Annotated in this window: 18 protein-coding genes and 1 CRISPR repeat array; of the genes, 7 read left to right on the top strand and 11 right to left on the bottom strand. The window is 55.9% G+C overall.

What is annotated here, in order from left to right; genetic code table 11:
- The 7 genes from IM300_RS07470 to lrp all read right to left on the bottom strand — a co-directional run.
- The coding region (locus tag IM300_RS07470) for a 4Fe-4S binding protein (RefSeq protein ID WP_023215649.1) at window positions 1-75 on the bottom strand (75 nt) is incomplete at its 3' end.
- A 10-nt stretch (window positions 76-85) separates the two neighbouring features.
- Window positions 86-2,530 (bottom strand): dimethylsulfoxide reductase subunit A, encoded by a 2,445-nt coding sequence (dmsA, locus tag IM300_RS07465; protein WP_193035955.1) that lies wholly within the window; start codon window positions 2,528-2,530, stop codon window positions 86-88.
- A 211-nt stretch (window positions 2,531-2,741) separates the two neighbouring features.
- Window positions 2,742-4,034 (bottom strand): serine--tRNA ligase, encoded by a 1,293-nt coding sequence (serS, locus tag IM300_RS07460; RefSeq protein WP_063449174.1) that lies wholly within the window; start codon window positions 4,032-4,034, stop codon window positions 2,742-2,744.
- 92 nt (window positions 4,035-4,126) lie between these two features.
- Window positions 4,127-5,470, bottom strand: a complete 1,344-nt coding sequence (gene rarA / locus IM300_RS07455) for a replication-associated recombination protein RarA (protein ID WP_112793205.1) — start codon at window positions 5,468-5,470, stop codon at window positions 4,127-4,129.
- 9 nt (window positions 5,471-5,479) lie between these two features.
- On the bottom strand, window positions 5,480-6,094 hold the full coding sequence (gene lolA / locus IM300_RS07450; protein ID WP_003858270.1) for an outer membrane lipoprotein chaperone LolA: 615 nt from the start codon (window positions 6,092-6,094) through the stop codon (window positions 5,480-5,482).
- 127 nt (window positions 6,095-6,221) lie between these two features.
- Entirely contained in the window at window positions 6,222-9,884 is a 3,663-nt protein-coding gene (locus IM300_RS07445) for a DNA translocase FtsK 4TM domain-containing protein (protein WP_193035953.1), read from the bottom strand.
- Window positions 9,885-10,019: 135 nt separating this feature from the next.
- The gene (gene lrp, locus IM300_RS07440) at window positions 10,020-10,514 is read right to left on the bottom strand and encodes a leucine-responsive transcriptional regulator Lrp (RefSeq protein ID WP_000228469.1); all 495 of its coding nucleotides are present in this window, start codon (window positions 10,512-10,514) and stop codon (window positions 10,020-10,022) included.
- 543 nt (window positions 10,515-11,057) lie between these two features.
- Between lrp and trxB the strand changes: the two genes are divergently transcribed.
- From trxB to IM300_RS07405, 7 genes are all read left to right on the top strand, one after another.
- Complete coding sequence (trxB, locus tag IM300_RS07435; protein ID WP_063449177.1) at window positions 11,058-12,026, top strand: thioredoxin-disulfide reductase; 969 nt, start codon at window positions 11,058-11,060, stop codon at window positions 12,024-12,026.
- Between the two features lie 114 nt (window positions 12,027-12,140).
- Window positions 12,141-13,907, top strand: coding sequence for a cysteine/glutathione ABC transporter permease/ATP-binding protein CydD (gene cydD, locus IM300_RS07430; protein ID WP_193035951.1), 1,767 nt, complete (start codon window positions 12,141-12,143; stop codon window positions 13,905-13,907).
- Entirely contained in the window at window positions 13,907-15,628 is a 1,722-nt protein-coding gene (gene cydC, locus IM300_RS07425) for a cysteine/glutathione ABC transporter ATP-binding protein/permease CydC (protein ID WP_193035949.1), read from the top strand. Before cydD ends, cydC begins: the two co-directional genes overlap by 1 nt.
- 45 nt (window positions 15,629-15,673) lie before the next feature.
- On the top strand, window positions 15,674-16,378 hold the full coding sequence (gene aat, locus IM300_RS07420) for a leucyl/phenylalanyl-tRNA--protein transferase (protein WP_107535041.1): 705 nt from the start codon (window positions 15,674-15,676) through the stop codon (window positions 16,376-16,378).
- A gap of 284 nt (window positions 16,379-16,662) precedes the next feature.
- Window positions 16,663-16,881 carry a translation initiation factor IF-1 gene (infA, locus tag IM300_RS07415; RefSeq protein WP_002211347.1) on the top strand — a complete coding sequence of 73 codons (219 nt, stop codon included), beginning with the start codon at window positions 16,663-16,665 and terminating at the stop codon, window positions 16,879-16,881.
- A 106-nt stretch (window positions 16,882-16,987) separates the two neighbouring features.
- A CRISPR array of direct repeats spans window positions 16,988-17,616; the repeat unit is 28 nt; unit sequence TTTCTAAGCTGCCTGTACGGCAGTGCAC.
- Between the two features lie 238 nt (window positions 17,617-17,854).
- Complete coding sequence (locus IM300_RS07410) at window positions 17,855-18,298, top strand: antitoxin Xre/MbcA/ParS toxin-binding domain-containing protein (RefSeq protein ID WP_112792498.1); 444 nt, start codon at window positions 17,855-17,857, stop codon at window positions 18,296-18,298.
- On the top strand, window positions 18,295-18,768 hold the full coding sequence (locus IM300_RS07405; protein ID WP_193035947.1) for an RES family NAD+ phosphorylase: 474 nt from the start codon (window positions 18,295-18,297) through the stop codon (window positions 18,766-18,768). The genes IM300_RS07410 and IM300_RS07405 overlap by 4 nt, the downstream gene beginning before the upstream one ends.
- Before the next feature lie 22 nt (window positions 18,769-18,790).
- On the opposite strand, the gene cas6f is transcribed toward IM300_RS07405, so the two are convergent.
- The 4 genes from cas6f to csy1 are packed head-to-tail and all read right to left on the bottom strand — an operon-like array spanning window position 18,791 to window position 22,609.
- The gene (gene cas6f / locus IM300_RS07400; protein WP_193035945.1) at window positions 18,791-19,345 is read right to left on the bottom strand and encodes a type I-F CRISPR-associated endoribonuclease Cas6/Csy4; all 555 of its coding nucleotides are present in this window, start codon (window positions 19,343-19,345) and stop codon (window positions 18,791-18,793) included.
- 9 nt (window positions 19,346-19,354) lie between these two features.
- A complete protein-coding gene (gene csy3, locus IM300_RS07395) occupies window positions 19,355-20,353 on the bottom strand; it encodes a type I-F CRISPR-associated protein Csy3 (protein ID WP_193035943.1) in 999 nt (332 codons plus the stop codon).
- A 13-nt stretch (window positions 20,354-20,366) separates the two neighbouring features.
- On the bottom strand, window positions 20,367-21,302 hold the full coding sequence (csy2, locus tag IM300_RS07390) for a type I-F CRISPR-associated protein Csy2 (protein WP_193035941.1): 936 nt from the start codon (window positions 21,300-21,302) through the stop codon (window positions 20,367-20,369).
- Window positions 21,299-22,609, bottom strand: coding sequence for a type I-F CRISPR-associated protein Csy1 (csy1, locus tag IM300_RS07385; RefSeq protein WP_193035939.1), 1,311 nt, complete (start codon window positions 22,607-22,609; stop codon window positions 21,299-21,301). The genes csy2 and csy1 overlap by 4 nt, the downstream gene beginning before the upstream one ends.
- Window positions 22,610-22,617 lie beyond the last annotated feature (8 nt).

The following is a 22,617-nucleotide window of genomic DNA, read 5'->3' as shown; positions in this document are numbered from 1 at the left end:
CTTGCAGGCCAGCTCGCAGGTTTTGCACCCGGTGCAACGGCTGGAATCAATAAAAAATCCATACTGGGTTGTCATCGGTTACTCCTTACGCCTTTTCAACCTGAACGAGGTTCGTGTGGGATGGGTTGCCCTTCGCCAGCGGCGACGGACGCTGCGTAGTGAGAACGTTGATGCAGCCCGCCTGATCGATGCGATTCGCATCCGGGTTATACCAGGCCCCTTCCCCCAGCGCGACAACGCCCGGCATCATGCGCGGCGTCACTTTGGCTTCGATATGCACCTCGCCACGCCCGTTGAAGATACGTACGCGATCGCCATTACTGATGCCGCGCGCTTTCGCATCCATCGGGTTGATCCACATCTCCTGTCGGCAGGCCGCTTTCAGTACGTCAACGTTGCCATAGGTGGAGTGAACACGCGCTTTATAGTGGAAACCGGTCAACTGAAGCGGGAATTTCTCCGTCAGCGGATCGTTGTAGTTTTCGAAACCAGGCGTATAGATCGGCAGTGGATCGATAACGTCCCCTTCCGGCAATTCCCAGGTCGCGGCAATTTTTGCCAGCTCTTCTGAATAGATCTCGATTTTGCCCGACGGCGTGGTCAGCGGATTGGCCAGCGGATCCTCGCGGAAGGCTTTGTACGCCACGTGATGCCCGTCCGGGTCGCGCTGTTTGTACATCCCCTGCTTGCGGAAGGTATCGAAGTCCGGCAGGTCTGGAATGGCTTTGCGGGAGAGCTCATGCAGATGGCGCATCCATCCTTCCTGAGTGCGTCCCTCGGTGAACTGCTGCTCAACGCCAAGACGTTTCGCCAGCTCGGACGTCATCTCATAGATGGTTTTGCACTCGAAGCGCGGTTTGATGGCCTGGTCAGTGAAGATCACATAGGACATGTTGCCGCAGGAGGCGTCCAGCGCGAAATCCATCTGCTCGGAGGCGGTACAGTCTGGCAGCAGGATATCGGCATACTTCGCCGACGAGGTCATATGGCAGTCGATCACCACAATCATTTCGCACTTCTTATCGTCCTGCAAGATTTCGTGGGTGCGGTTGATTTCGGAGTGCTGGTTGATCAGGCAGTTACCGGCATAGTTCCAGATCATTTTGATCGGCACATCCAGCTTATCTTTGCCCCGAACGCCGTCGCGCAGCGCGGTCATTTCCGGGCCGCGCTCGATCGCGTCAGTCCACATAAACATAGAGATGCTGGTCTGAACCGGATTATCCAGTGTTGGCATACGTTCAAACGGTACTTCATACGAGCCTTCACGCGCGCCGCTATTACCGCCGTGAATGCCGACGTTGCCGGTCAGAATTGAGAGCATAGAAATGGCGCGGGTGGCAATCTCACCATTCGCGTGACGCTGTGGTCCCCAGCCCTGGCTGATATAAGCCGGTTTGGCTGAACCGATTTCACGTGCCAGCTGAACAATACGTTCGACAGGAATGCCGGTGATAGTGGATGCCCACTCCGGGGTTTTCGCCACGCCGTCGCTGCCCTGGCCAAGAATATAGGCTTTATAGTGCCCGTTAGCCGGTGCGCTGGCTGGCAGCGTCTTCTCATCATAACCAACGCAGTATTTATCCAGGAACGGCTGGTCGACGAGGTTTTCAGTAATCATCACATACGCCAGCGCATTGACCAGCGCCGCGTCGGTACCAGGGCGAATGGGGATCCACTCGTCTTCACGCCCGGCGCCGGTATCGGTGTAGCGCGGATCGACGATGATCATTCGTGCGTTGGATTTGGCGCGCGCCTGCTCGAGGTAATAGGTTACTCCGCCGCCGCTCATGCGCGTTTCGCCCGGGTTGTTGCCGAACAACACCACCAGTTTACTGTTTTCGATATCCGACGGACTGTTGCCGTCTGCCCAGCCGCCGTAAGTGTAGTTCAGGCCCGCGGCAATCTGTGCGGAAGAGTAGTCGCCGTAATGGTTGAGATAACCGCCGCAGCAGTTCATCAGGCGCGCTACCAGCGTTTTACCCGGCGGCCAGGAGCGGGTCATGGTGCCGCCAAGCGTCCCGGTGCCGTAGTTCAGGTAGATGGATTCATTGCCGTACTCTTTGATCAGGCGCTGCATGTTGGTCGCGATAATATCGTAGGCTTCGTCCCAGCTAATGCGCTCGAACTTCCCTTCCCCACGCTTACCGACACGCTTCATCGGATATTTCAGACGATCCGGGTTATAAACGCGACGGCGCATTGAGCGGCCACGCAGACAGGCACGAACCTGATGTAACCCTTCGTAGTTATCATCGCCGGTATTGTCGGTTTCTACGTATTTGATTTCACCGTCCACCACGTGCATACGCAGCGGACAACGGCTACCACAGTTAACGGTACAGGCACTCCACACCACTTTTTCCGGGGCTGAAGCGGGAGACAGAGCCTCCGCCGCCGACGCCAGTCGGGTAAAGGGGAGCGTAAAGGCGCTGCTGGCAACAGCCAGGCCGCCTATTGCCGTGGTTTTCATCAACCCACGGCGAGTGACCTCGGCAGCCATTAACGCTTCAGGCGCTTTGATTTTCATAAAGACTCACTTTGGTTGCTCACAAAGAAAAGAGAGGCGGTGCAAACCGCTATGTAGTTTTATATATAACGAAAAGCTACGTTATCGGTGTTTTATGCTAACTTTCGTTCGGAGGAGTATTACTACTTTAGAGGGAGGAGGTATTGCGTCGTATCAAATCAGGGATATAAAAAAAGCGCCCTGAGGCGCTTTTTTGTTTTGAAGCAAAATATTAACCGATGAACTGCTGGCCTTTCATGTAAGGACGCAGCACCTCAGGTATCTCAATGCGACCGTCTGCCTGCTGGTAGTTCTCCAGCACGGCCACCAGCGTACGGCCAACCGCCAGACCAGAACCGTTCAGGGTATGAACCAGACGGGTCTTCTTGTCGGACTTGCTGCGGCAACGCGCCTGCATACGACGCGCCTGGAAATCCCAGACGTTAGAGCAGGAAGAGATTTCACGGTAGGTGTTCTGCGCAGGCACCCACACTTCGAGGTCGAAGGTTTTGCAGGCGCCGAAGCCCATATCTCCGGTGCACAGCGCCATACGGCGGTAAGGCAGCCCCAGCAGCTCCAGCACTTTTTCCGCGTGGCCGGTCATCTCTTCCAGCGCATCCATCGATTCTTCCGGACGAACGATCTGCACCATCTCAACTTTATCGAACTGGTGCATACGGATCAGGCCGCGAGTATCACGACCGTAAGAGCCCGCTTCAGAACGGAAGCACGGAGAGTGCGCGGTCAGTTTGATTGGCAGATCGTCTTCGTCGATGATCTCGTCACGCACCAGGTTGGTCAGCGGCACCTCCGCGGTTGGGATCAGCGCGTAGTTACTGCTGTCTGCTTCCTCGTCCAGCGGACGGGTGTGGAACAGATCGCCGGCAAATTTCGGCAGCTGGCCTGTACCGTACAGCGTATCGTGGTTAACCAGATACGGTACGTAGGTTTCGCTGTAGCCGTGCTGCTCGGTGTGCAGATCCAGCATGAACTGAGCCAGCGCGCGGTGCAGGTGAGCAATTTGCCCTTTCATCACCACGAAGCGAGAACCGGTCAGCTTAACCGCTGCCGCAAAGTCCAGGCCCGCGTGCATTTCGCCCAGCGTCACGTGGTCGCGCACTTCGAAGTCAAACTCGCGAGGCGTACCCCAGCGTTTCACTTCAACGTTGTCGTTTTCGTCTTTGCCGACAGGCACGCTGTCGTCAGGAATGTTCGGGATCGCCAGAGCAATATCGCGAATTTCAGCCTGAAGAACGTCCAGTTCAGCTTTCGCCTTATCCAGCTCTTCACCCAGCTTGTTCACTTCCAGGCGTAATGGCTCAATGTCTTCCCCGCGCGCTTTCGCCTGGCCAATGGATTTCGATCGAGAATTACGCTCTGCTTGCAGATTTTCAGTTTGTACCTGCAAAACTTTACGACGCTCTTCAAGAGCGCGCAGCTTATCTACATCCAGCTTAAAGCCCCGGCGTGCCAGTTTTTCAGCGACTGCGTCTGGCTCATTACGCAGCAGATTGGGATCGAGCATGCTTATCCTGTGCTTATCGAATTAAAAAAGGAAAAAGTGACCACAGCCTGCGGCCACAGAGATATATTGCCAACATTACCGCAACGATTGAACTAACGGTAGCGTTTTATAGGGCTATTTTGATCCTGTCCGGCAAGCCAGGCGAGCTTTTCGCCAATCTTACCCTCAAGACCTCTGTTTGTGGGGTGATAATAGCGGGTTTGTGCCATCTCCTGCGGGAAATACTCCTCCCCGGCGGCGTAGGCATTGGGTTCATCATGGGCGTAGCGATACTCCTGCCCGTAACCCATCTCTTTCATCAGCTTAGTCGGGGCATTGCGAAGGTGTACCGGAACGTCGTAATCCGGGCGTTCACGTGCATCCGACATCGCCGCTTTGAAGGCGGTATACACCGCATTGCTTTTCGGTGCGCAGGCCAGATAAACAATCGCCTGAGCAATGGCGCGCTCACCCTCCGCAGGCCCGACGCGGGTAAAGCAATCCCAGGCGGAAAGCGCGACCTGCATGGCGCGCGGATCGGCATTGCCGACGTCTTCCGACGCAATCGCCAGGCAGCGACGCGCGACATATAACGGATCACCACCGGCGGTGATAATACGCGCATACCAGTAGAGCGCCGCATCCGGCGCGCTGCCGCGCACGGATTTATGTAACGCAGATATAAGGTCGTAGAAACGGTCGCCTTTATTATCGAAGCGCGCGCTGCGTTCACCGGCAATTTCGGTGAGCAGTTCAGGCTTTAATACGCGCTTGCCCGCATCGTCCACTTCGGCCATATCGGCCATCATTTCGAGCGTGTTCAGCGCCCGACGGGCATCACCGTTCACCAGTTCGGCAATCGCACGACGCGTCTCGTCCGGCAGAACGATATCCTGCCCGCCGTAACCCCGCGCTTTGTCATCCATCGCTTGCGTCAGAACCTTTTCGATATCTTCCGTGGTCAGCGATTTGAGCAGATAGACGCGCGCCCGGGACAGCAGTGCAGAGTTCAGTTCAAACGACGGGTTTTCCGTGGTGGCGCCGATGAAGAAAATCGTACCGTCTTCAATGTGCGGCAGGAAGGCATCCTGTTGGCTCTTGTTGAAGCGGTGAACTTCGTCGACAAACAGAATGGTGCGACGCCCGGCATTGCGGTTTTGTCGCGCCCGTTCGATCGCCTCGCGGATCTCTTTCACCCCCGACGTGACCGCCGAGATGCGCTCAACGTCCGCGTTGGCATAGCGGGCAATCACTTCAGCGAGCGTGGTTTTTCCGGTGCCGGGTGGCCCCCAGAGGATCATGGAGTGCAGATGCCCGGCCTCGATGGCGCGCGGCAAGGGTTTCCCCGCAGCCAGCAGATGTTGCTGACCGATGTACTGCGCTAAATTTTCTGGCCGCATACGGGCGGCCAGAGGTTGAAACGCATTATCTGAAAAATCGAGCGACAAATTGCTCACTCATGCCTCTTACTTATTGCGTTGGTCGTCCACCGTTACGCCCTGCGGCGGGGTAAAGGTAAATTTCGATGCATCAACAGCGCCGTTTTGCTGAGACTTCAACTGATAGCTGCTGCGCTGATCGTCCTGCTCAACCGCGCCAAACTGATTGATGGTGCCGTTGCTGCTCACGTTAATGGTGAACTGCTTCAGATTACCGTTGCTGCCTTTTGGCGTCAGGACAAACTCGTCGCCGTTTTGTTTAATGTTGTACTGCTGCCAGTCGCTGGACTGGTTACGGGCAATGAGCATAAACGGTGTATTGCTGGTCGCGTCTTTCAGCCAGGTGGCGGTCGCCTGCTCAACAAACGGGTTGTAGAACCACAGGGTTTTACCGTCAGACACCAGAACGCTTTCATCCGGCTGGGTCATGTGCCAGTTGAACAGATTTGGGCGCTTCACCCACAGATCTCCCTGGCCTTCCTGCACCGCGTTGCCGCTGCCGTCAGTCACTTTTTGCGTGAAGCTGGCGTGGAAGCTGCTCACTTTATCCAGTCGGCTTTTAAGGTCGCTGGCTGCATCAGCCCAGACGCTGCTGGCAACAAAACTGGAGAGTAATGCACAGGCGATGGCGATTTTTTTCATTGTTATTCCTTAAAATACGTCTTCCCGATATGGGGGTTCCGTTTCTATTCTGTACCTGCCCGAAGGCAGGCGACAGAAGAATATGCTTAATTTTTGCTGATTTACCCTTCTTTGCAATCGCTGAAGGTTACTCAAACGGCGGTGGCGCCAGCACCTCACGGTTACCGTTGTGCCCCTGTTCGCTTACGATGCCCTGCGCTTCCATCTGCTCAATGATACGCGCTGCGCGGTTGTAGCCGATACGGAACTGGCGCTGCACGCCCGAGATGGACGCTTTACGTTTTTCGGTGACGAAATTAACCGCCTGGTCGAATAACGGATCCAGCTCTTCGCCGCCGTCAAAACCACCGCCGCCACCTTCGCTTTCGCTGTCGGAGGTGATGCCGTCAACGTATTGCGGACGCCCGCGCGCTTTCCAGTCCTGCACAACCGCGTGCACTTCCTGGTCGCGAACAAACGCACCGTGAACACGCACCGGCGAGGTGGAGTTCGGCCCGGAGTAGAGCATATCACCCATCCCCAGCAGCGACTCTGCTCCACCCTGGTCAAGGATAGTACGCGAGTCAATTTTACTCGACACGGTAAACGCGATACGGGTCGGGATGTTTGCCTTAATAAGACCGGTGATAACGTCCACGGACGGACGCTGCGTAGCCAGAACCAGGTGGATACCCGCCGCACGCGCTTTCTGTGCCAGACGTGCAATCAGCTCTTCCACTTTCTTACCAACGGTCATCATCAGGTCGGCAAATTCATCCACCAGCACCACGATGTAAGGCAGTTTTTCCAGCACCGGATGTTGGGCATCCATGCTGTCACCCGGCTTCCAGTATGGGTCCGGAATCGGACGACCCATGCGCGCCGCCTCGGCGATCTTTTCGTTATAACCGGCAAGATTACGCACGCCCAGCGCCGACATCAGCTTGTAGCGACGCTCCATTTCATTGACGCTCCAGCGCAGTGCGTTGGCGGCGTCCTTCATGTCGGTGACCACTTCCGTCAGCAGGTGCGGAATGCCTTCGTAGACGGACAGTTCGAGCATTTTCGGGTCGATCATGATGAAACGCACGTCTTCAGGCTGCGCTTTGTAGAGCATGCTAAGGATCATGGCGTTCACACCGACCGATTTACCGGAACCGGTAGTACCCGCAACCAGCAGGTGCGGCATTTTCGCGAGATCGGCAACCACCGGATCGCCCGCAATGTCTTTCCCCAGCACCACGGTCAGCGGGGAAGGATTATCGCGGAACTTGGTGTTGTCCAGCACTTCACGCAGATAGACGGTCTGGCGTTTCTTGTTTGGCAGCTCAAGGCCAACGTAAGGCTTGCCTGGAATCACTTCCACCACGCGAACAGCCACAGTCGACAGGGAACGCGCCAGGTCGCGGGAGAGGTTAGAAATACGCGCCGCTTTTACGCCCGGCGCCAGGTTCAGTTCGAAACGGGTGATCACCGGGCCCGGTGAGTAGTTCACCACGTCCGCTTTAATACGGAAGTCAGCCAGACGCGCTTCCACCAGACGGGCCATCTGCTCGAGGGCAAAAGTATCAACCGGCTCGACTTCAGCCGGCGGCGGCGTTAACAGATCCAGCGACGGCAGCGGCGTGCTTGGACGTTGCAGCGGTCGGCTGTCTCCGTTACGCATCAGCAGCGGATGAATCAGGCTCTCCTGCGGCTGCGGTGCCGGCTGCTGGAACTGCGGCTGTGGCGGTTGGGCAGGCGTCTGCGGCTGAGCATACGCCTGTGGCGCAGGTTGTTGCGGCTGCGCGTAAGCCTGTGGCGCTGGCGCCTGACGCACCGGCTCCGCTTCCGGCATTACGCTCGGCGTGAACAGCGGTTCGCTTGGGCCATCATCCACCAGATCTTTCATTGGTGAGAATTCGAAATCCGACAGCGAGAACGGGTTTGCCCCCGAAGGCTGCTCACCGGAATAACGCTGCTGCTGCGTAGCGGCAAACTGGCGCGCCAGCTCCGCTTCGGCCGCATCATCGTCGTCCTGGTGTGAAGGCACGTCGTGCTGATACTCGTCGCCGTAGCGCTGATTCTGCTGGGCGGCAAACTGACGCGCCAGCTCGTCCTGATGCAGTTCGTCTGCATCATCTTCGTAGTCGGAACCACGCGCCTTCTCTTCCGCCATACGCTGGGAAGGCAGTTTAATGCCATAAGAGGCCAGCTCCCGGCGAGTCGGTACGCGCACGCGGTTAGGGCGCGGCAGCTGTGGACCAATGCCCTCTTTCACCTGAGGACGCGGGGCGCTGTCGGTTGCCGGGCTGAATAGCGGAGCGGACGCGGCAGCGGCTGCCGTTGCCTGCTTCACGGCTTCAGCACCCGACGCAACGGCTGGCGTAGGATCTACAGGTGGAACGCTGACCGAAGGCGCTTTTGCAACAGGCTCCTGTACCGGCTCGGGCACGGGCTGATACCAGGCGGCAAGCTGCTCGCGCTCACGGGCGCGGCGCTCTTCCACTTCTTCAAAATAGTACAGTGGCGGACGAGACGGCTTCGCTTCCTCGACCACTTCAGGTTCAGGCTCCGGCGCAACGTTGGGCTGTTCATGTACAACGGGTTCTGGCGTATAAGCCTGATACGGTTGTTGCGGCTCGGTGACAGGCTCAGGCGGCTGATAGGGCTGCTGCCACTGCTCCTGCTGAACGGGAATATAGCTTTCTGGCTCAGGCGCGATGGTCGGCTCAGGCGTATGGACGCCAGGCGCAGTCTGCCAGTCTACCTGCGGTTGCTGAATTGCGGACTCCGGGGCAGGCACAGGCGAGGACGGCATCACGGCTTCAACAGGTGCAACATAGGCCTGCGCCGCCGTCGTTGCGGCAGCAGCGGCGGCTACCGGTTCAGTCACGGAATGACCATTCAGCAGCGGATCGTATTCGTCATACTCACCCGGCGTGGCTCGATGACCAGAGAACAGCACGTCATCAGGATCGACGGCCGCACCGCGATACTCAATCTGCTCGTCTTCATCCATACGTTTGCCGGAGAACAGCGCGGCGTCCGTTTTACGGCCTAACGGGTTCGCAAATTTTTCAGCGACGCGCTGGCGGCGCGCCAGGGCACCGCGCAGAATACGCGCGCGACGAGACTCACGACGCACATCAGGCGCATCGTCTTCGTCATACTCATCTTCGTATTCATCTTCATCGACCCACGTATCGTCACGACGGGTACGGTTGCTGGCGAACGTCAGCAGCGTCAGAATAAAGCTGCCGATCTTCTCAGCAATGCTCACCCAGGACCAGCCGGTAAACAGCGTCAGCCCCGCCGCCCAGATACACAGCAGCGCCAGCGTGCCGCCGCTGCTGTGAAGCATCGGTTGCAGCGCGGAGCTCAGAAGGCTGCCGATCACCCCGCCGGAGGCGAAATACCAGATATCATCGGCGTTGATCGCCGCCAGCCCACAGGAGGTGAGGATCAGCGCCAGGGCGCCAATCAGGCGCAGCGAAACGGCAAAATAATCGATGTAGTCGTCGTTCTGTCGATGACGCCAGGCAAACCAGCATCCGCCAATAATGATGACGGGAAGGGTATAGGCCATCACACCGAAAATGAAAAAGAGCGTGTCCGCAAGCCAGGCGCCGGGAACGCCACATAAGTTATGGATAGGCTCATGCCATGCGGTTTGTGACCAGCTGGGATCTGAGGGGTTGAAACTGAGTAAGGCGGCCATCAGCCAGACGGCAAAAAGGGCAATAACAATCAGCAAAGCCTCGAGGAGACGACGTCCGCTGCTTAGCTTCGATAGTGTGACTTCTTTGTCTTCAGTGTATTCCTGGCTCAAGAAAGGCTCTCCAGGTATCAGGCATGTCCTGCCTGTGTGCTAAAACGGACAACAGCGCCGGGTATCCCCGGCACTGTTGCTGTATGGATTAACAGGAGTGTAATCAAACTACACTGATTTTGCACCTGTTCCGTGTTAGCGCGTCTTAATAACCAGACGATTGCTCTGTTTGACCTCTTCCATCACCACATAAGTACGGGTGTCGTTCACGCCTGGCAGACGCAGCAGGGTTTCACCCAGCAGCTTACGGTAGGCGGACATATCGGGCACACGGGTTTTCAACAGGTAGTCGAAATCACCGGAAACCAGATGACACTCTTGAATTTCTTCAAGTTTTTGTACAGCGGCGTTAAATTGCTCAAACACATCCGGTGCACCACGATTCAGAGTAATCTCAACAAATACCAGAAGTGAGGCATCCAGATAATGCGGGTTCAGCAGAGCCGTATAGCCCTGGATAAAACCCTGTCTTTCCAGTCGACGCACACGCTCAAGGCACGGCGTCGGGGAAAGTCCCACACGTTTTGAAAGCTCGACGTTGGAAATACGCCCATCCTTTTGCAATTCATTAAGAATGTTACGATCGATACGGTCGAGATCTTTGCCAGGGCGCTTCTTGCTATCTACCATTATTATTGTCTCTCTGTATTCCTTCCCTACTCCTGCCTGGACCCTGTGCACATCACTGTTCAGAGCCTGCACCCGTTATTCATCACATCGCCTGGTTATGTATTTAACGCGATGTGGATTCGGGTTCTGCGGTAAGAAGACCGTTGCCCGAAAGCAGTCACAGACATCACGTATGGCGTCTGTCCACACCATGCGTAGATTTCACTGACCCGGTAAAAATGGCATTTACGTGCATGTCTATTCGGCATGCAGTACATGCGTCTTTTTTTCTTCCTTGAATGTTTTCGCAAAAGCGCAGGGGATTGTCAAAGCAAAACATCGATTTTTAGTACAAGATGCCGGATATTCATTACGGAGGGGTATTAATCCTCATTTTATTGCCTTATAAACGCGCGATTTTCAGTAGCGGACGTGATATGAACGCATCTAATTCATAGGGCGCGGCTATTGCATATATCGGAAGCAAAACTGCCGTGCTCTTTTTTTACGGCAACAAATTCCCTACAATCCAGCCCATTGCCTGCCAACAACAATGGGGATCTCATGGGCACGACCAAACACAGTAAGCTGCTAATCCTTGGTTCTGGACCTGCGGGATATACCGCAGCGGTCTATGCTGCACGCGCTAACCTGCAACCGGTACTGATCACCGGGATGGAAAAAGGCGGTCAGCTGACCACCACCACGGAAGTGGAGAACTGGCCGGGCGACCCGAACGACCTGACCGGGCCGCTGCTGATGGAGCGCATGCACGAGCATGCCGCCAAATTCGAAACCGAAATCCTGTTCGACCACATTAACAAAGTGGATTTGCAGAACCGTCCGTTCCGCCTGACGGGTGACAGCGGTGAATACACCTGCGATGCGCTGATCATTGCCACCGGCGCCTCTGCCCGTTATCTCGGCCTGCCGTCTGAAGAAGCGTTCAAAGGCCGCGGCGTGTCAGCCTGCGCAACCTGCGACGGTTTTTTCTATCGCAACCAGAAAGTTGCGGTGATCGGCGGCGGTAATACCGCGGTCGAAGAAGCGCTGTACCTGGCGAACATCGCCTCGGAAGTGCACTTGATCCACCGTCGCGACACCTTCCGCGCCGAGAAGATCCTGATCAAACGCCTGATGGATAAAGTGGCGAGCGGCAACATCGTGCTGCACACCAACCGTACGCTGGAAGAAGTGACCGGCGACCAGATGGGCGTGGCGGGTCTGCGTATTCGTGATACGCAGAACACCGACACCGTCGAAACGCTGGAGGTGGCGGGCCTGTTCGTGGCCATCGGCCACAGCCCGAACACGGCTATCTTCGAAGGTCAGCTGGAGCTGGAAAACGGCTACATTAAAGTGCAGTCCGGCATTCACGGCAACGCGACCCAGACCAGCGTTCCGGGCGTCTTTGCGGCAGGCGACGTCATGGACCATATTTATCGTCAGGCGATCACCTCTGCGGGCACCGGCTGTATGGCCGCGCTGGACGCAGAACGCTATCTGGACGGACTGGCTGAACAAGGTAAATAATCTTTACAAGTCAGTAACAAACGTAAATAAAGGCGGCCATTGGTCGCCTTTATTTTTGCTCACGTGTAACATGCAGAGGTCTAATTTCTTATAACGTCACCTGCAAAGTACGCAATGGAAAAAACCCGTCAACAAGAGTTAACACGCTGGCTGAAACAGCAAAGCGTTCTATCCCGCCGCTGGCTTATGATTTCCCGCGTTCTGGGATTCATCAGCGGTCTGTTGATTGTTGCCCAGGCATGGCTGCTGGCCCGCATTCTCAATCATATGATCATGGAGAACATTCCGCGCGAAGCACTGCTGTTGCCGTTTATCATTCTGGTGCTGGTTTTCATTCTGCGTGCGTGGGTGGTCTGGCTGCGCGAGCGGGTTGGGTTCCATGCCGGGCAGCACATCCGCTATGAGATTCGCCGCAAGGTGCTCGATCGGCTCTCGGAAGCCGGGCCTGTATGGATCCAGGGTAAGCCAGCCGGCAGCTGGGCGACGCTGATCCTTGAGCAAATCGACGATATGCACGATTACTACGCGCGGTATCTTCCCCAGATGGCGCTGGCGGTATTTGTGCCTCTGTTGATTGTTATCGCCATCTTCCCGGTTAACTGGGTGGCGGCGCTGATCCTGCTGGGGACCGCCCCGCTGATCCCGCTGTTTATGGCGATGGTCGGCATGGGCGCGGCAGACGCAAACCGCCGCAACTTCCTGGCGCTGGGTCGGTTAAGCGGCCATTTCCTGGACCGTCTGCGCGGCATGGAAACCCTGCGTATCTTTGGTCGCGGTGAAGCGGAGACCGAAAACATTCGCCTGGCGTCGCAGGATTTTCGTCAGCGCACCATGGAAGTGTTGCGCATGGCCTTCCTCTCGTCCGGCGTGCTCGAGTTCTTCACCTCCCTGTCGATTGCGCTGGTGGCGGTTTACTTTGGCTTCTCCTACCTCGGCGCGCTGGACTTTGGCCACTACGGTACGGCGGTCACGCTTTCCGCCGGGTTCCTGGCGCTGATCCTGGCCCCGGAATTTTTCCAGCCGCTTCGCGATCTCGGCACCTTTTACCATGCTAAAGCGCAGGCGGTTGGCGCTGCCGACAGCCTCAAAACCTTCATGGAAACGCCGCTGGCGCATCCTGAGCGTGGTGAAGTGACGCTGAATACGAACGATCCGGTGACCATTGAAGCACAGGATTTTTCTGTTCTGTCGCCTGAAGGCAAAGTGCTGGCAGGTCCGCTGAACTTTACCCTGCCCGCCGGGGAACGTGTGGTGCTGGTGGGCACCAGCGGTTCAGGGAAAAGCTCATTGCTGAATGCGCTATCAGGCTTTATGGCCTACACCGGATCGCTGCGTATCAACAAAACGGAGCTGCGCGAGCTTGATCCTGATGCCTGGCGTAAGCAGCTGAGCTGGGTGGGTCAAAACCCGCAGCTGCCTGCTCCGACGCTGCGCGAGAATGTGCTGCTGGCACGTCCGGATGCGCGTGACGATGAGCTGCAATCGGTCCTCGACCGCGCCTGGGTCAGCGAGTTTCTGCCGCTGCTTGCGCAGGGCGTCGATACGGTCATTGGCGATCAGTCTGCCGGGCTGTCGGTGGGCCAGGCACAGCGCGTCGCGGTTGCCCGTGCGCTGCTGAACCCCTGTTCGCTAATGCTGCTGGACGAACCCGCAGCCAGCCTGGATGCACACAGCGAGCAGCGCGTGATGGATGCGCTTAACGCCGCCTCACGCCAGCAAACCACCCTGATGGTGACCCACCAGCTGGAAGGTATTGCCGACTGGGATCGGATCTGGGTGATGGAAAACGGACACATTGTTGAGCAAGGCGATTACGCCGCGCTTGTTGCCGCGCAGGGGCCGTTTGCGAACCTGCTGGCGAATCGTCAGGAGGACATCTGATGCGCGCCCTGCTTCCCTATCTTGCACTGTATAAACGCCATAAATGGATGCTGACGCTCGGTATCGTGCTAGCGATCGTCACGCTGCTCGCCAGCATCGGCCTGCTTACGCTTTCCGGCTGGTTCCTCTCCGCGTCTGCGGCCGCAGGCTTTGCCGGGCTGTACAGCTTTAACTATATGCTACCTGCCGCCGGGGTCCGCGGCACGGCGATTACGCGAACTGCCGGGCGCTACTTCGAGCGTCTGGTCAGCCACGACGCGACCTTCCGCGTGCTGCAACACCTGCGCATTTATACGTTCAGCAAGCTGCTGCCCCTCTCCCCTGCCGGACTGGCACGTTTTCGTCAGGGCGAATTACTCAACCGCGTAGTTGCGGATGTAGATACGCTGGATCACCTCTATCTCCGCGTCATTTCGCCCATGGTGGGCGCGTTTGTGGTGATTGTCGTGGTCACGCTGGGGTTGAGTTTCCTGGATGTTCCTATCGCGCTGACGCTCGGCGGCATCATGCTGATGACGCTGATTATTCTGCCCCCCCTGTTTTATCGTGCAGGTAAAACCACCGGGGAAAACCTGACGCGTCTGCGTGGAGAATACCGCCAGCAGCTCACCTCCTGGTTACAGGGACAGGCCGAGCTCACCATTTTTGGCGCCAGCAAACGCTACCGCGCCCGTATGGAAAATACGGAACTTAACTGGCATGAAGCCCAGCGTCGCCAGTCTGAGCTGACCGCGTTTTCCCAGGCGCTAATGATGTTAATTGGTGGAATTGCCGTTATCGCCATGCTCTGGATGGCCTCCGGTGGCGTGGGCGGTAACGCGCAGCCCGGTCCGCTCATTGCGCTGTTTGTTTTCTGTGCCCTGGCTGCCTTCGAAGCCCTAGCTCCGGTTACGGGCGCGTTTCAGCATCTCGGCCAGGTCATCGCCTCTGCGCTGCGCATTACGGACATTGCCGAGCAGGAGCCTGAAGTGAAGTTTAGCGCCGGTCAAACCGCCGTGCCGGAGCAGGTCGCGCTGACGCTCAGCAACGTCACATTCGCCTACGACAAGCAGGCGCAAAACGCGCTGGAAGACATCAGCCTGTCTGTTGATGCCGGGCAGCGCATTGCGATCCTTGGCCGTACGGGATGTGGCAAATCGACGCTTCTGCAACTTCTCACGCGCGCGTGGGATCCGCAGCAGGGCGAGATTCGGCTTAACGATATTCCGCTGTCTGGTTTTAGCGAAGCGGCCTTGCGTAAAACGGTCAGCGTCGTGCCTCAGCGGGTGCATCTGTTCAGCGCTACGCTGCGGGATAATCTTCTTCTGGCGGCGCCGGACGCCTCCGACGATACGCTGCGGGCGATGCTGGAACAGGTTGGGCTGCACAAGCTGCTTGAGGACGACGGGTTAAACAGCTGGCTGGGTGAAGGGGGTCGACAGCTTTCCGGCGGCGAACTGCGTCGTCTGGCCATCGCGCGCGCCCTGCTGCACGATGCGCCGCTGATGCTGCTGGATGAACCAACAGAAGGTCTGGATGCGACAACCGAGAGTCAAATTCTTGATTTACTGACAAATGTGATGAAAGGCAAAACCGTGCTGATGGTCACTCACCGCCTGCGGGGGCTGGTGAATTTCGATCGGATAATTGTGATGGACAACGGACACATAATTGAGCAAGGTAATCACGCAGAGCTGCTGGCAAAACAGGGTCGCTACTACCAGTTTAAACAGCGCCTGTAGACTATATTTGTAGCGTCCTCTCTCGCGTACTGGAGTTCTGTTGTCATGCGCCTGGTGCAGCTTTCTCGCCATAATATTGCGTTCCCTTCTCCGGAGGGGGCGCTGCGTGAACCTAACGGATTGCTGGCTCTGGGCGGCGATCTCAGCCCGGCGCGTCTCCTGATGGCTTACCAGCGCGGCATATTCCCGTGGTTTTCCCCCGGCGACCCGATTTTATGGTGGTCTCCTGACCCGCGAGCCGTGCTATGGCCTGGGCAGTTTCACCTGAGCCGTAGCATGAAGCGTTTTCACGCAAAATCGCCCTATCGCGTTACGCTCAACCACGCCTTCGGGCAGGTCATTGAAGGCTGCGCTGAAGATCGTCACGAAGGCACCTGGATAACCCGCGACATCATTATCGCCTACCACCAGCTTCATGAGCTGGGCTACGCGCACTCCATCGAAGTATGGAAAGAGGATGAGCTCGTTGGCGGAATGTACGGCGTGGCGCAGGGCACGCTGTTCTGCGGCGAGTCGATGTTCTCCCGCGCTACCAATGCGTCGAAAACCGCGCTGCTGGTGTTTAGCGAGGAATTTGCCCAACGAGGTGGACAGCTGATGGATTGCCAGGTGCTGAATGAGCACACCGCCTCGCTGGGCGCCGTGGAAATTTCCCGCCGACGCTATATCGAACACCTTGAACAGTGCCGACAGGAGACCCTTCCGCGCGATTTTTGGGTACCCAGAACGCTCTTTATGCCCAATGCCTAAATGTTTTCCGCATATTTTTTATGAGGGTGTTATAATTACGCCGCAGAGTAGCTTCTGCCTGTTGCCCCGCCGCCGTTTGGGACCCCCGCTTCAGATAACGTCCTGACGTTTATCCTGTCGTCTCCCCTTTACGAATGCGCTTTCCGTTCGGTTGTACCGTGACGCTTGGGCAATACGCTGAAATTGTTTTGCTGCGTTTTAAACGCGCAATTCTTTACTTAATTGATGAATTTCGGCATTATCTTGCCGGTTCAAAACTTGGTAGTGATACCCCAGAGGATTAGATGGCCAAAGAAGACAATATTGAAATGCAGGGTACCGTACTTGATACGTTGCCTAATACCATGTTTCGCGTAGAACTGGAAAACGGTCACGTGGTAACTGCGCACATCTCCGGTAAAATGCGCAAAAACTATATCCGCATTTTGACGGGCGACAAAGTGACTGTTGAACTGACCCCGTACGACCTGAGCAAAGGCCGCATTGTCTTCCGTAGTCGCTAATTGTTTTCGCCTGTAATGGCAGATGAATATTAAATAAGGCCGGGATAATCCCGGCCTTATTTTTTTGTCAGGTCAGTCGATTATTTGAACAAATGATTGGATGTTGTTTCTGGTCTGGCTGTAGGGTAGTGAACCGGAGTGCCTGTTTGTCGATGTTGCTCATTGGTTTCTAAGCTGCCTGTACGGCAGTGCACTGTTCCCGTTTATTATCGGCCACGCCTGCGCATTTCTAAGCTGCCTGTACGGCAGTGCGCTCGAGCGCCGCGCCGGTGGTGAAGTGATTGACTTTCTAAGCTGCCTGTACGGCAGTGCACATATCATCTGCGGTTGGCTTCGTGCTGGCTGATTTCTAAGCTGCCTGTACGGCAGTGCACTTCAGCATTTCTTCGCGTGGGATATCGTTGATTTTCTAAGCTGCCTGTACGGCAGTGCACCACAGTGGAGCTACTCACGCAACGGCCGCAGCTTTCTAAGCTGCCTATACGGCAGTGCACTAAACCAGGCAGTGGGTAAGGCACTCCGTCTTTTTCTAAGCTGCCTGTACGGCAGTGCACAAAATCACAGAATTTAAAATCCGGCGGTTTAATTTTCTAAGCTGCCTGTACGGCAGTGCACCGGCGTTTTGGCGGGCTTTTGGTTTTTGTCGTTTTCTAAGCTGCCTGTACGGCAGTGCACCCGTGCATGTTCGCTTAAATGGTTCGGTGCCATTTCTAAGCTGCCTGTACGGCAGTGCACTGGAATAATAGCTCCACACCATCATGATTTTCATACAAAAAAAGCTAAACGTCCTTCTCTAACCCTTTTTTCTCGCCAATTAAAAATTCATATTAAAATCAATACATTAGCCTCTTATCGAAAATTAGGGTCAAAACCCACTCTTTCATAACCCACTCAGCACAAAAAATACCCATTTCCTGACACCTGACAAATGGCTATACTTACCTATGACAAATGACATTACTCAGGAGGTATCATGAGAACATGGGTCCCCGCACAAAAACCTGCTGATAACACACTGTGGCGCTACGCTGGTTTACCGGCAAACAGAGGTATGCGGCTGATTGAGTATCTCAATCAAGGATTACCTGTCAGCGTCCTCGACAATATTCACGAGTGGACGGACATGTCGAAAGCGGAGATTTTACGCGTCACGGGAATCAACGAGCGTAACGTTGCCCGCCGCAAAAGCGCAGGCCGGACGCTGACGCCAGACGAGAGCGAGCGTGTGGCACGCTTCGTTCGGGTACTGGATGCGGCTGTCGAGTATTTCGGCAGCAAAGAAGAGGCATGGAACTGGTTGCAGCTACCGGTGCGCGGGCTTGGGAACGTTGCGCCTGTGGACCTGATTGCTACGGAAACCGGGGCGCTCGAAGTCACCGACTTGATTGGTCGACTGGAACACGGAGTGTTTGCATGATTTTTTATCGTATGGTGACAGAACGTTATGCCAGCGAGGCATGGAGTGGAAGTGGTGCTAACCAGTATGGCGGACGCTGGAATCATAAAGGCCACCCTGCCGTGTATGTCTCCACCTCCATCTCGCTGGCTTCACTGGAAATTCTGGTGCACGTCAGAAAAGATACCGTGCTGAATCAGTACCAGCTTTTCAGCATTGCTATCCCGGACAATCAGATCGATTACCTGGATAAAGCGTGGTTACCGGACGACTGGCAGGAAAATCCGGCGCCGGTTTCGACAATGGACCTGGGAACCGGTTGGTTGCAGGCTAGCGGTGCCCTCGCCCTGATTTTACCTTCTTGCATCATTCCCTATGAAAACAATGCCATACTCAATCCATTGCATCCTGCATTCCACAAGGCACTCAATTCTGTTGAGCAACTCCCTTTTAATTTTGATACCCGTCTTGCAGAAAAAACCGCACCCTGAAAGCTGATGCGGCTGTGATTTATCAGAACCAGGGAACTGTCGCCGTCGCGCTGAGTCCATAAGTCGAAAACAGCCCAACCACAGGTGAGGGAAGCAGCTCACCATGACGGATAAAGAGCCTGAAAGACTGACCTGTTGAGAGGCTACGTAAATTAAGCCAGGGCAAATCGGTCCGCGCTTCCTCCATTGTACGTATCCTTTTCTGCGCCTCTTCTTCGGTTATCCATCCTTTCTTTACCGAGCGACGCATAAGCCGTTGCGCGCTGCTTTTCACCTGGATCCGGGATACGCATCGCCAGCGATTTACCTCTGGCACGGCTTTAATTGCCGTGCACAGGCAGTAATCGTTTAGCCCTTTCCGCCATGTCAGCGATTCGAGTTCGCTTAACGCCTGGCGATCGCCATGCAGGCGTAACACCGCGCCAGGCTTGATGCCGTGCGCAGGGAAGCTAACGCCAATATCCCCCTTCCCCCGCAAGCCCAGCGCACGATGCAGTTTGGCCAACAGCGCGGCCATCAGCATCTCCTCGCTAAACTCCGGGTCGGGCAGGACGCGGATCTCAATGTAGTGATCCATAATCACTCCTTACTCGCCCTTCTCGCCGAAGACACCGCCCCGGATCAGCACGGCCATCACGTAATGCTGCTGCTCAACATCGGGTTTCTGCCCTTTCGTCACCCAGCTATCAAGAAGCGTGTAGAAATCCATTTTCTCTTTCGGCTGACGGCAGGCCACGCCGCGGCTGGTGACAGAGCCATACGGCTCAACGGCTATCGCGCCAAGCTCATCCACTTTTGGATGCCAGGTATCGATCGTCCGAATCGCATTGCCGATTTTCTGCGAGTGCATGCCAGCGATATTATCCACCTGATATAACAGGCGGCTTTTGCTGCTGTTGCTGTCCAGGACCAGCTCCTGCGATGGGAAAATCTCCTGTCCGGCACCGAGAAGCACCTGTGCCTCTACGTTCAACAGCACGAAACCTTCACCACTGAGTCCTTTTTCGATTTCCTGCGCCAGCGTCTCGAGTTGCTCATCACGGGAAGAAAAATCTCGCAGCGCATAACGATGCGCATCAAATGTCCACGCCTTACTGCCCGTCACGTTCACGATGATTTTTTCAGCGCCAACGCGGTTACGCCATAAAAAACGTCCGTTCGCCAGGTTAGTTGCGTAGCGGCGCGCCAGTTCTGCAAAACCATGCTCGCTGATGTAGCCGTCAATAACCTGCTGAAGTTCATCCTGATAGGCGCGGTCATTACATACGGAAGGCGTGGATAAATTTCCCAGCACGCGCAGGGTAAACTTCACCTGTAAGGTATCCGCGTCTGCGGGCAGCGCTGCCACATCCACCCGCTGTAGGTTAGCTTTCTGGATCTCAGCATCCAGTTTTGCCGGATCGTTGGTGAGCGCGTTTTTCAGGCGGTTGGAAATGGTGCCACGCACCGCTTTTTCCTGAATGCGTATCGGTTGCCAGGTCTTACCCTGCCAGTTTCCCGCATACATCACCGCATCCGATGTCGCCAGTTTACGTTCAAATGCCAGTACAGATGCCGTTTTAACGGCAGTTGGAGCCTTTGCCATAGCTAAATCCTTTTTATTTTGAATGTGCAGATGTCACCGGCGCGCCCGCGCCCTGACAGTAGTAGCCGGTTTCTGTCGTATGAAAACGCCAGAAAATTTCATCAAGAGACTGGATCCGGTGCAGGCCGCACCACTCGCCTACGCCATACACTGCCTCCGTAAATGCAAAGGGTGTTTCTGCATCACGTGCGTTGCTTACAACGCCAGGGGAATAGAGTTCGGAAATCCGCTGATAGCCAGTCATTAAGGGCACCAGATAACCCGGGTTTGGTTTCGGAACATAGTGCCAGCTTGCTGGCTCGCCTTCGCGCATGTCGCCCTCCTCCGGCGTTTCAGCCTGAAACTTCAGCGCAGCGAAATCGAGCCAGGCATCGAGCATCGTGGTGTTGGGATCGTTTTCCAGAAGCGTTTGATAATGTTCCCCCAGCCAGCCGCTGCGATCGCGTAAGGCAAAACCGGGCATCAGCTGCCACTGCAACCGACACAGGTCACGGCTGTTGGACGGCATCGCCATGACGGTAATAGCCTGAATATCGACGATAATGCCACCCGCCAGCCTGAGCGTCGGGCAAACTTGCCGGAGATGCTCTGCGAGGTCGCGCTGCCCGTATTCGCCATTAGGGATCTCCCCATGGCATTCCAGCAGCAACGAAACCGTCATATGCATGCGCCCCTCTTCATTAAAGGAGGCCGTTTTCGCGTCACGGGTAAGCGGATTGCGCGTCAGGGCAAACTGATAATCACGACCGGACGTATGCGCATGGATCTGGTGCTCGTGGCTGACGACAGCACAACCATCAATGTTTAGCCCGTGCGTTTCCTTCAGCTTGCGAGATAACGCATGGGAAAATCCCAGAAAATGGGTGATGGCTGGAAAACCATACGTCAGGCCCGCAATGGCGTTGGCGTTTTCAACTCTGATACGACGAAGCAGGATCAGTGAGCTCATTTCAGCGCCTCCTGAATGATTTTTTCCATTTCCCGGAGGTTGGTGCGTAAACGTTCGCGGGTTTCCCATTCACGTTTTTCCACGGCGCCTAAATCCGGCATCGCCTTGCGCAGACGAGCGTTCAGCCACAGGGCAAAATCTTCTGCCACTGCGTCCTGCCAGTCGTCTTTTTCTCGCTCAAGTCGGAAGGCCTCATCTGTTTTTGTGCGCCAGGGATCGAGCCAGAGCTGTTGATGTGGTTTCAGATCCGGGTTGTTGAGCGTCCAGTTCTGCCAGCCTCCACGTTGAAGTTCAGATGCAATTTCGAACAGCAGATCGATAAGCATATTGATATAGCCATCACGCGCTTCACGAATACGAAAGCTGGTGTAATCGCCCGTTCTCGTCAGCAAGGAAACAAGCAGCTGAATGTGATTCCTGGCACGACGGTCAAATTGCCCACCCGAGGCGAAAACAGAACGCAAATGCGTTGGTGGCTTTTCTGCCCTTTTCCACTGCGGTGGCTGGCAGGAAAGGAGCCAGCTACGTCCGCCGCGCACGCTGTTGAGATAGGAAATATTTTGCGGTTTAGTGCCACCGAAGTGTATTTCCGCTGAATCAGGGAAAAGCGTCAGCGGAGTGGGATGCCATGTTTTCTCGCGTCGTGCTTTCCAGATCGCTTTAACCTCATCGCCAAAACGGTAGGCAATCATTTTCTGATGCATGGCGTGAACAAGCGAGGTGGCAAATAACGGGCTTAAGAGGTGGTAACCTTCTCCTACCGGAAAATATCCCTGTTTCGCCAGCTTGTGCGAAGCCGGTTCTCCAGGAGTTAACGCGCGGGAAAACCCGTCAATCCACTCCCTCAGTTGATTCTCGTCATCGGTAAAAGCGGCCAGCGCAGCGCGATCGCCTCGTTTCAGGCTTGCCAGAAGGGAGTCGCCGCCCTCTACCCGCGTTTGCAGCAGCTTCGCAACATCCAGCGCCGCGGCGTTGCCTACCGCATCCGGTTCCAGACCTGACAGCGTCGCGGTGTTGAGATACCCTTCCTGCGCCACTGCCTCGCTGTAGATACTGCTGCTTTTTGAATCCCCGTGGGTAAACTTCGCCGCATGGGTCACGAGGTTAATTTGTCCGGCCCGCTTCGCGGCATCCGTCAGCCATGCTTTCGGTTCATAGCGAAGTTCCAGCTCCCGGCGTTCGGCCGCAAGCGTTGCGCTATCTGTATCGCTGCGCTTCGCGGCCTCTTTATCAAATGCTTCCAGCTTTGTTTGCCGTCGTCCGGCAATGTACTCAGCGATGAAAGCGCTTAGTGCTTCAACTGACATACTCGCTC

The organism is Enterobacter cloacae complex sp. I2 (assembly GCF_014896205.1).
GTDB classification, from domain to species: Bacteria; Pseudomonadota; Gammaproteobacteria; order Enterobacterales; family Enterobacteriaceae; genus Enterobacter; species Enterobacter quasihormaechei.
Note: the sequence above shows the minus strand (reverse complement) of the source record. Positions and strands in the feature narration are given on the sequence as shown.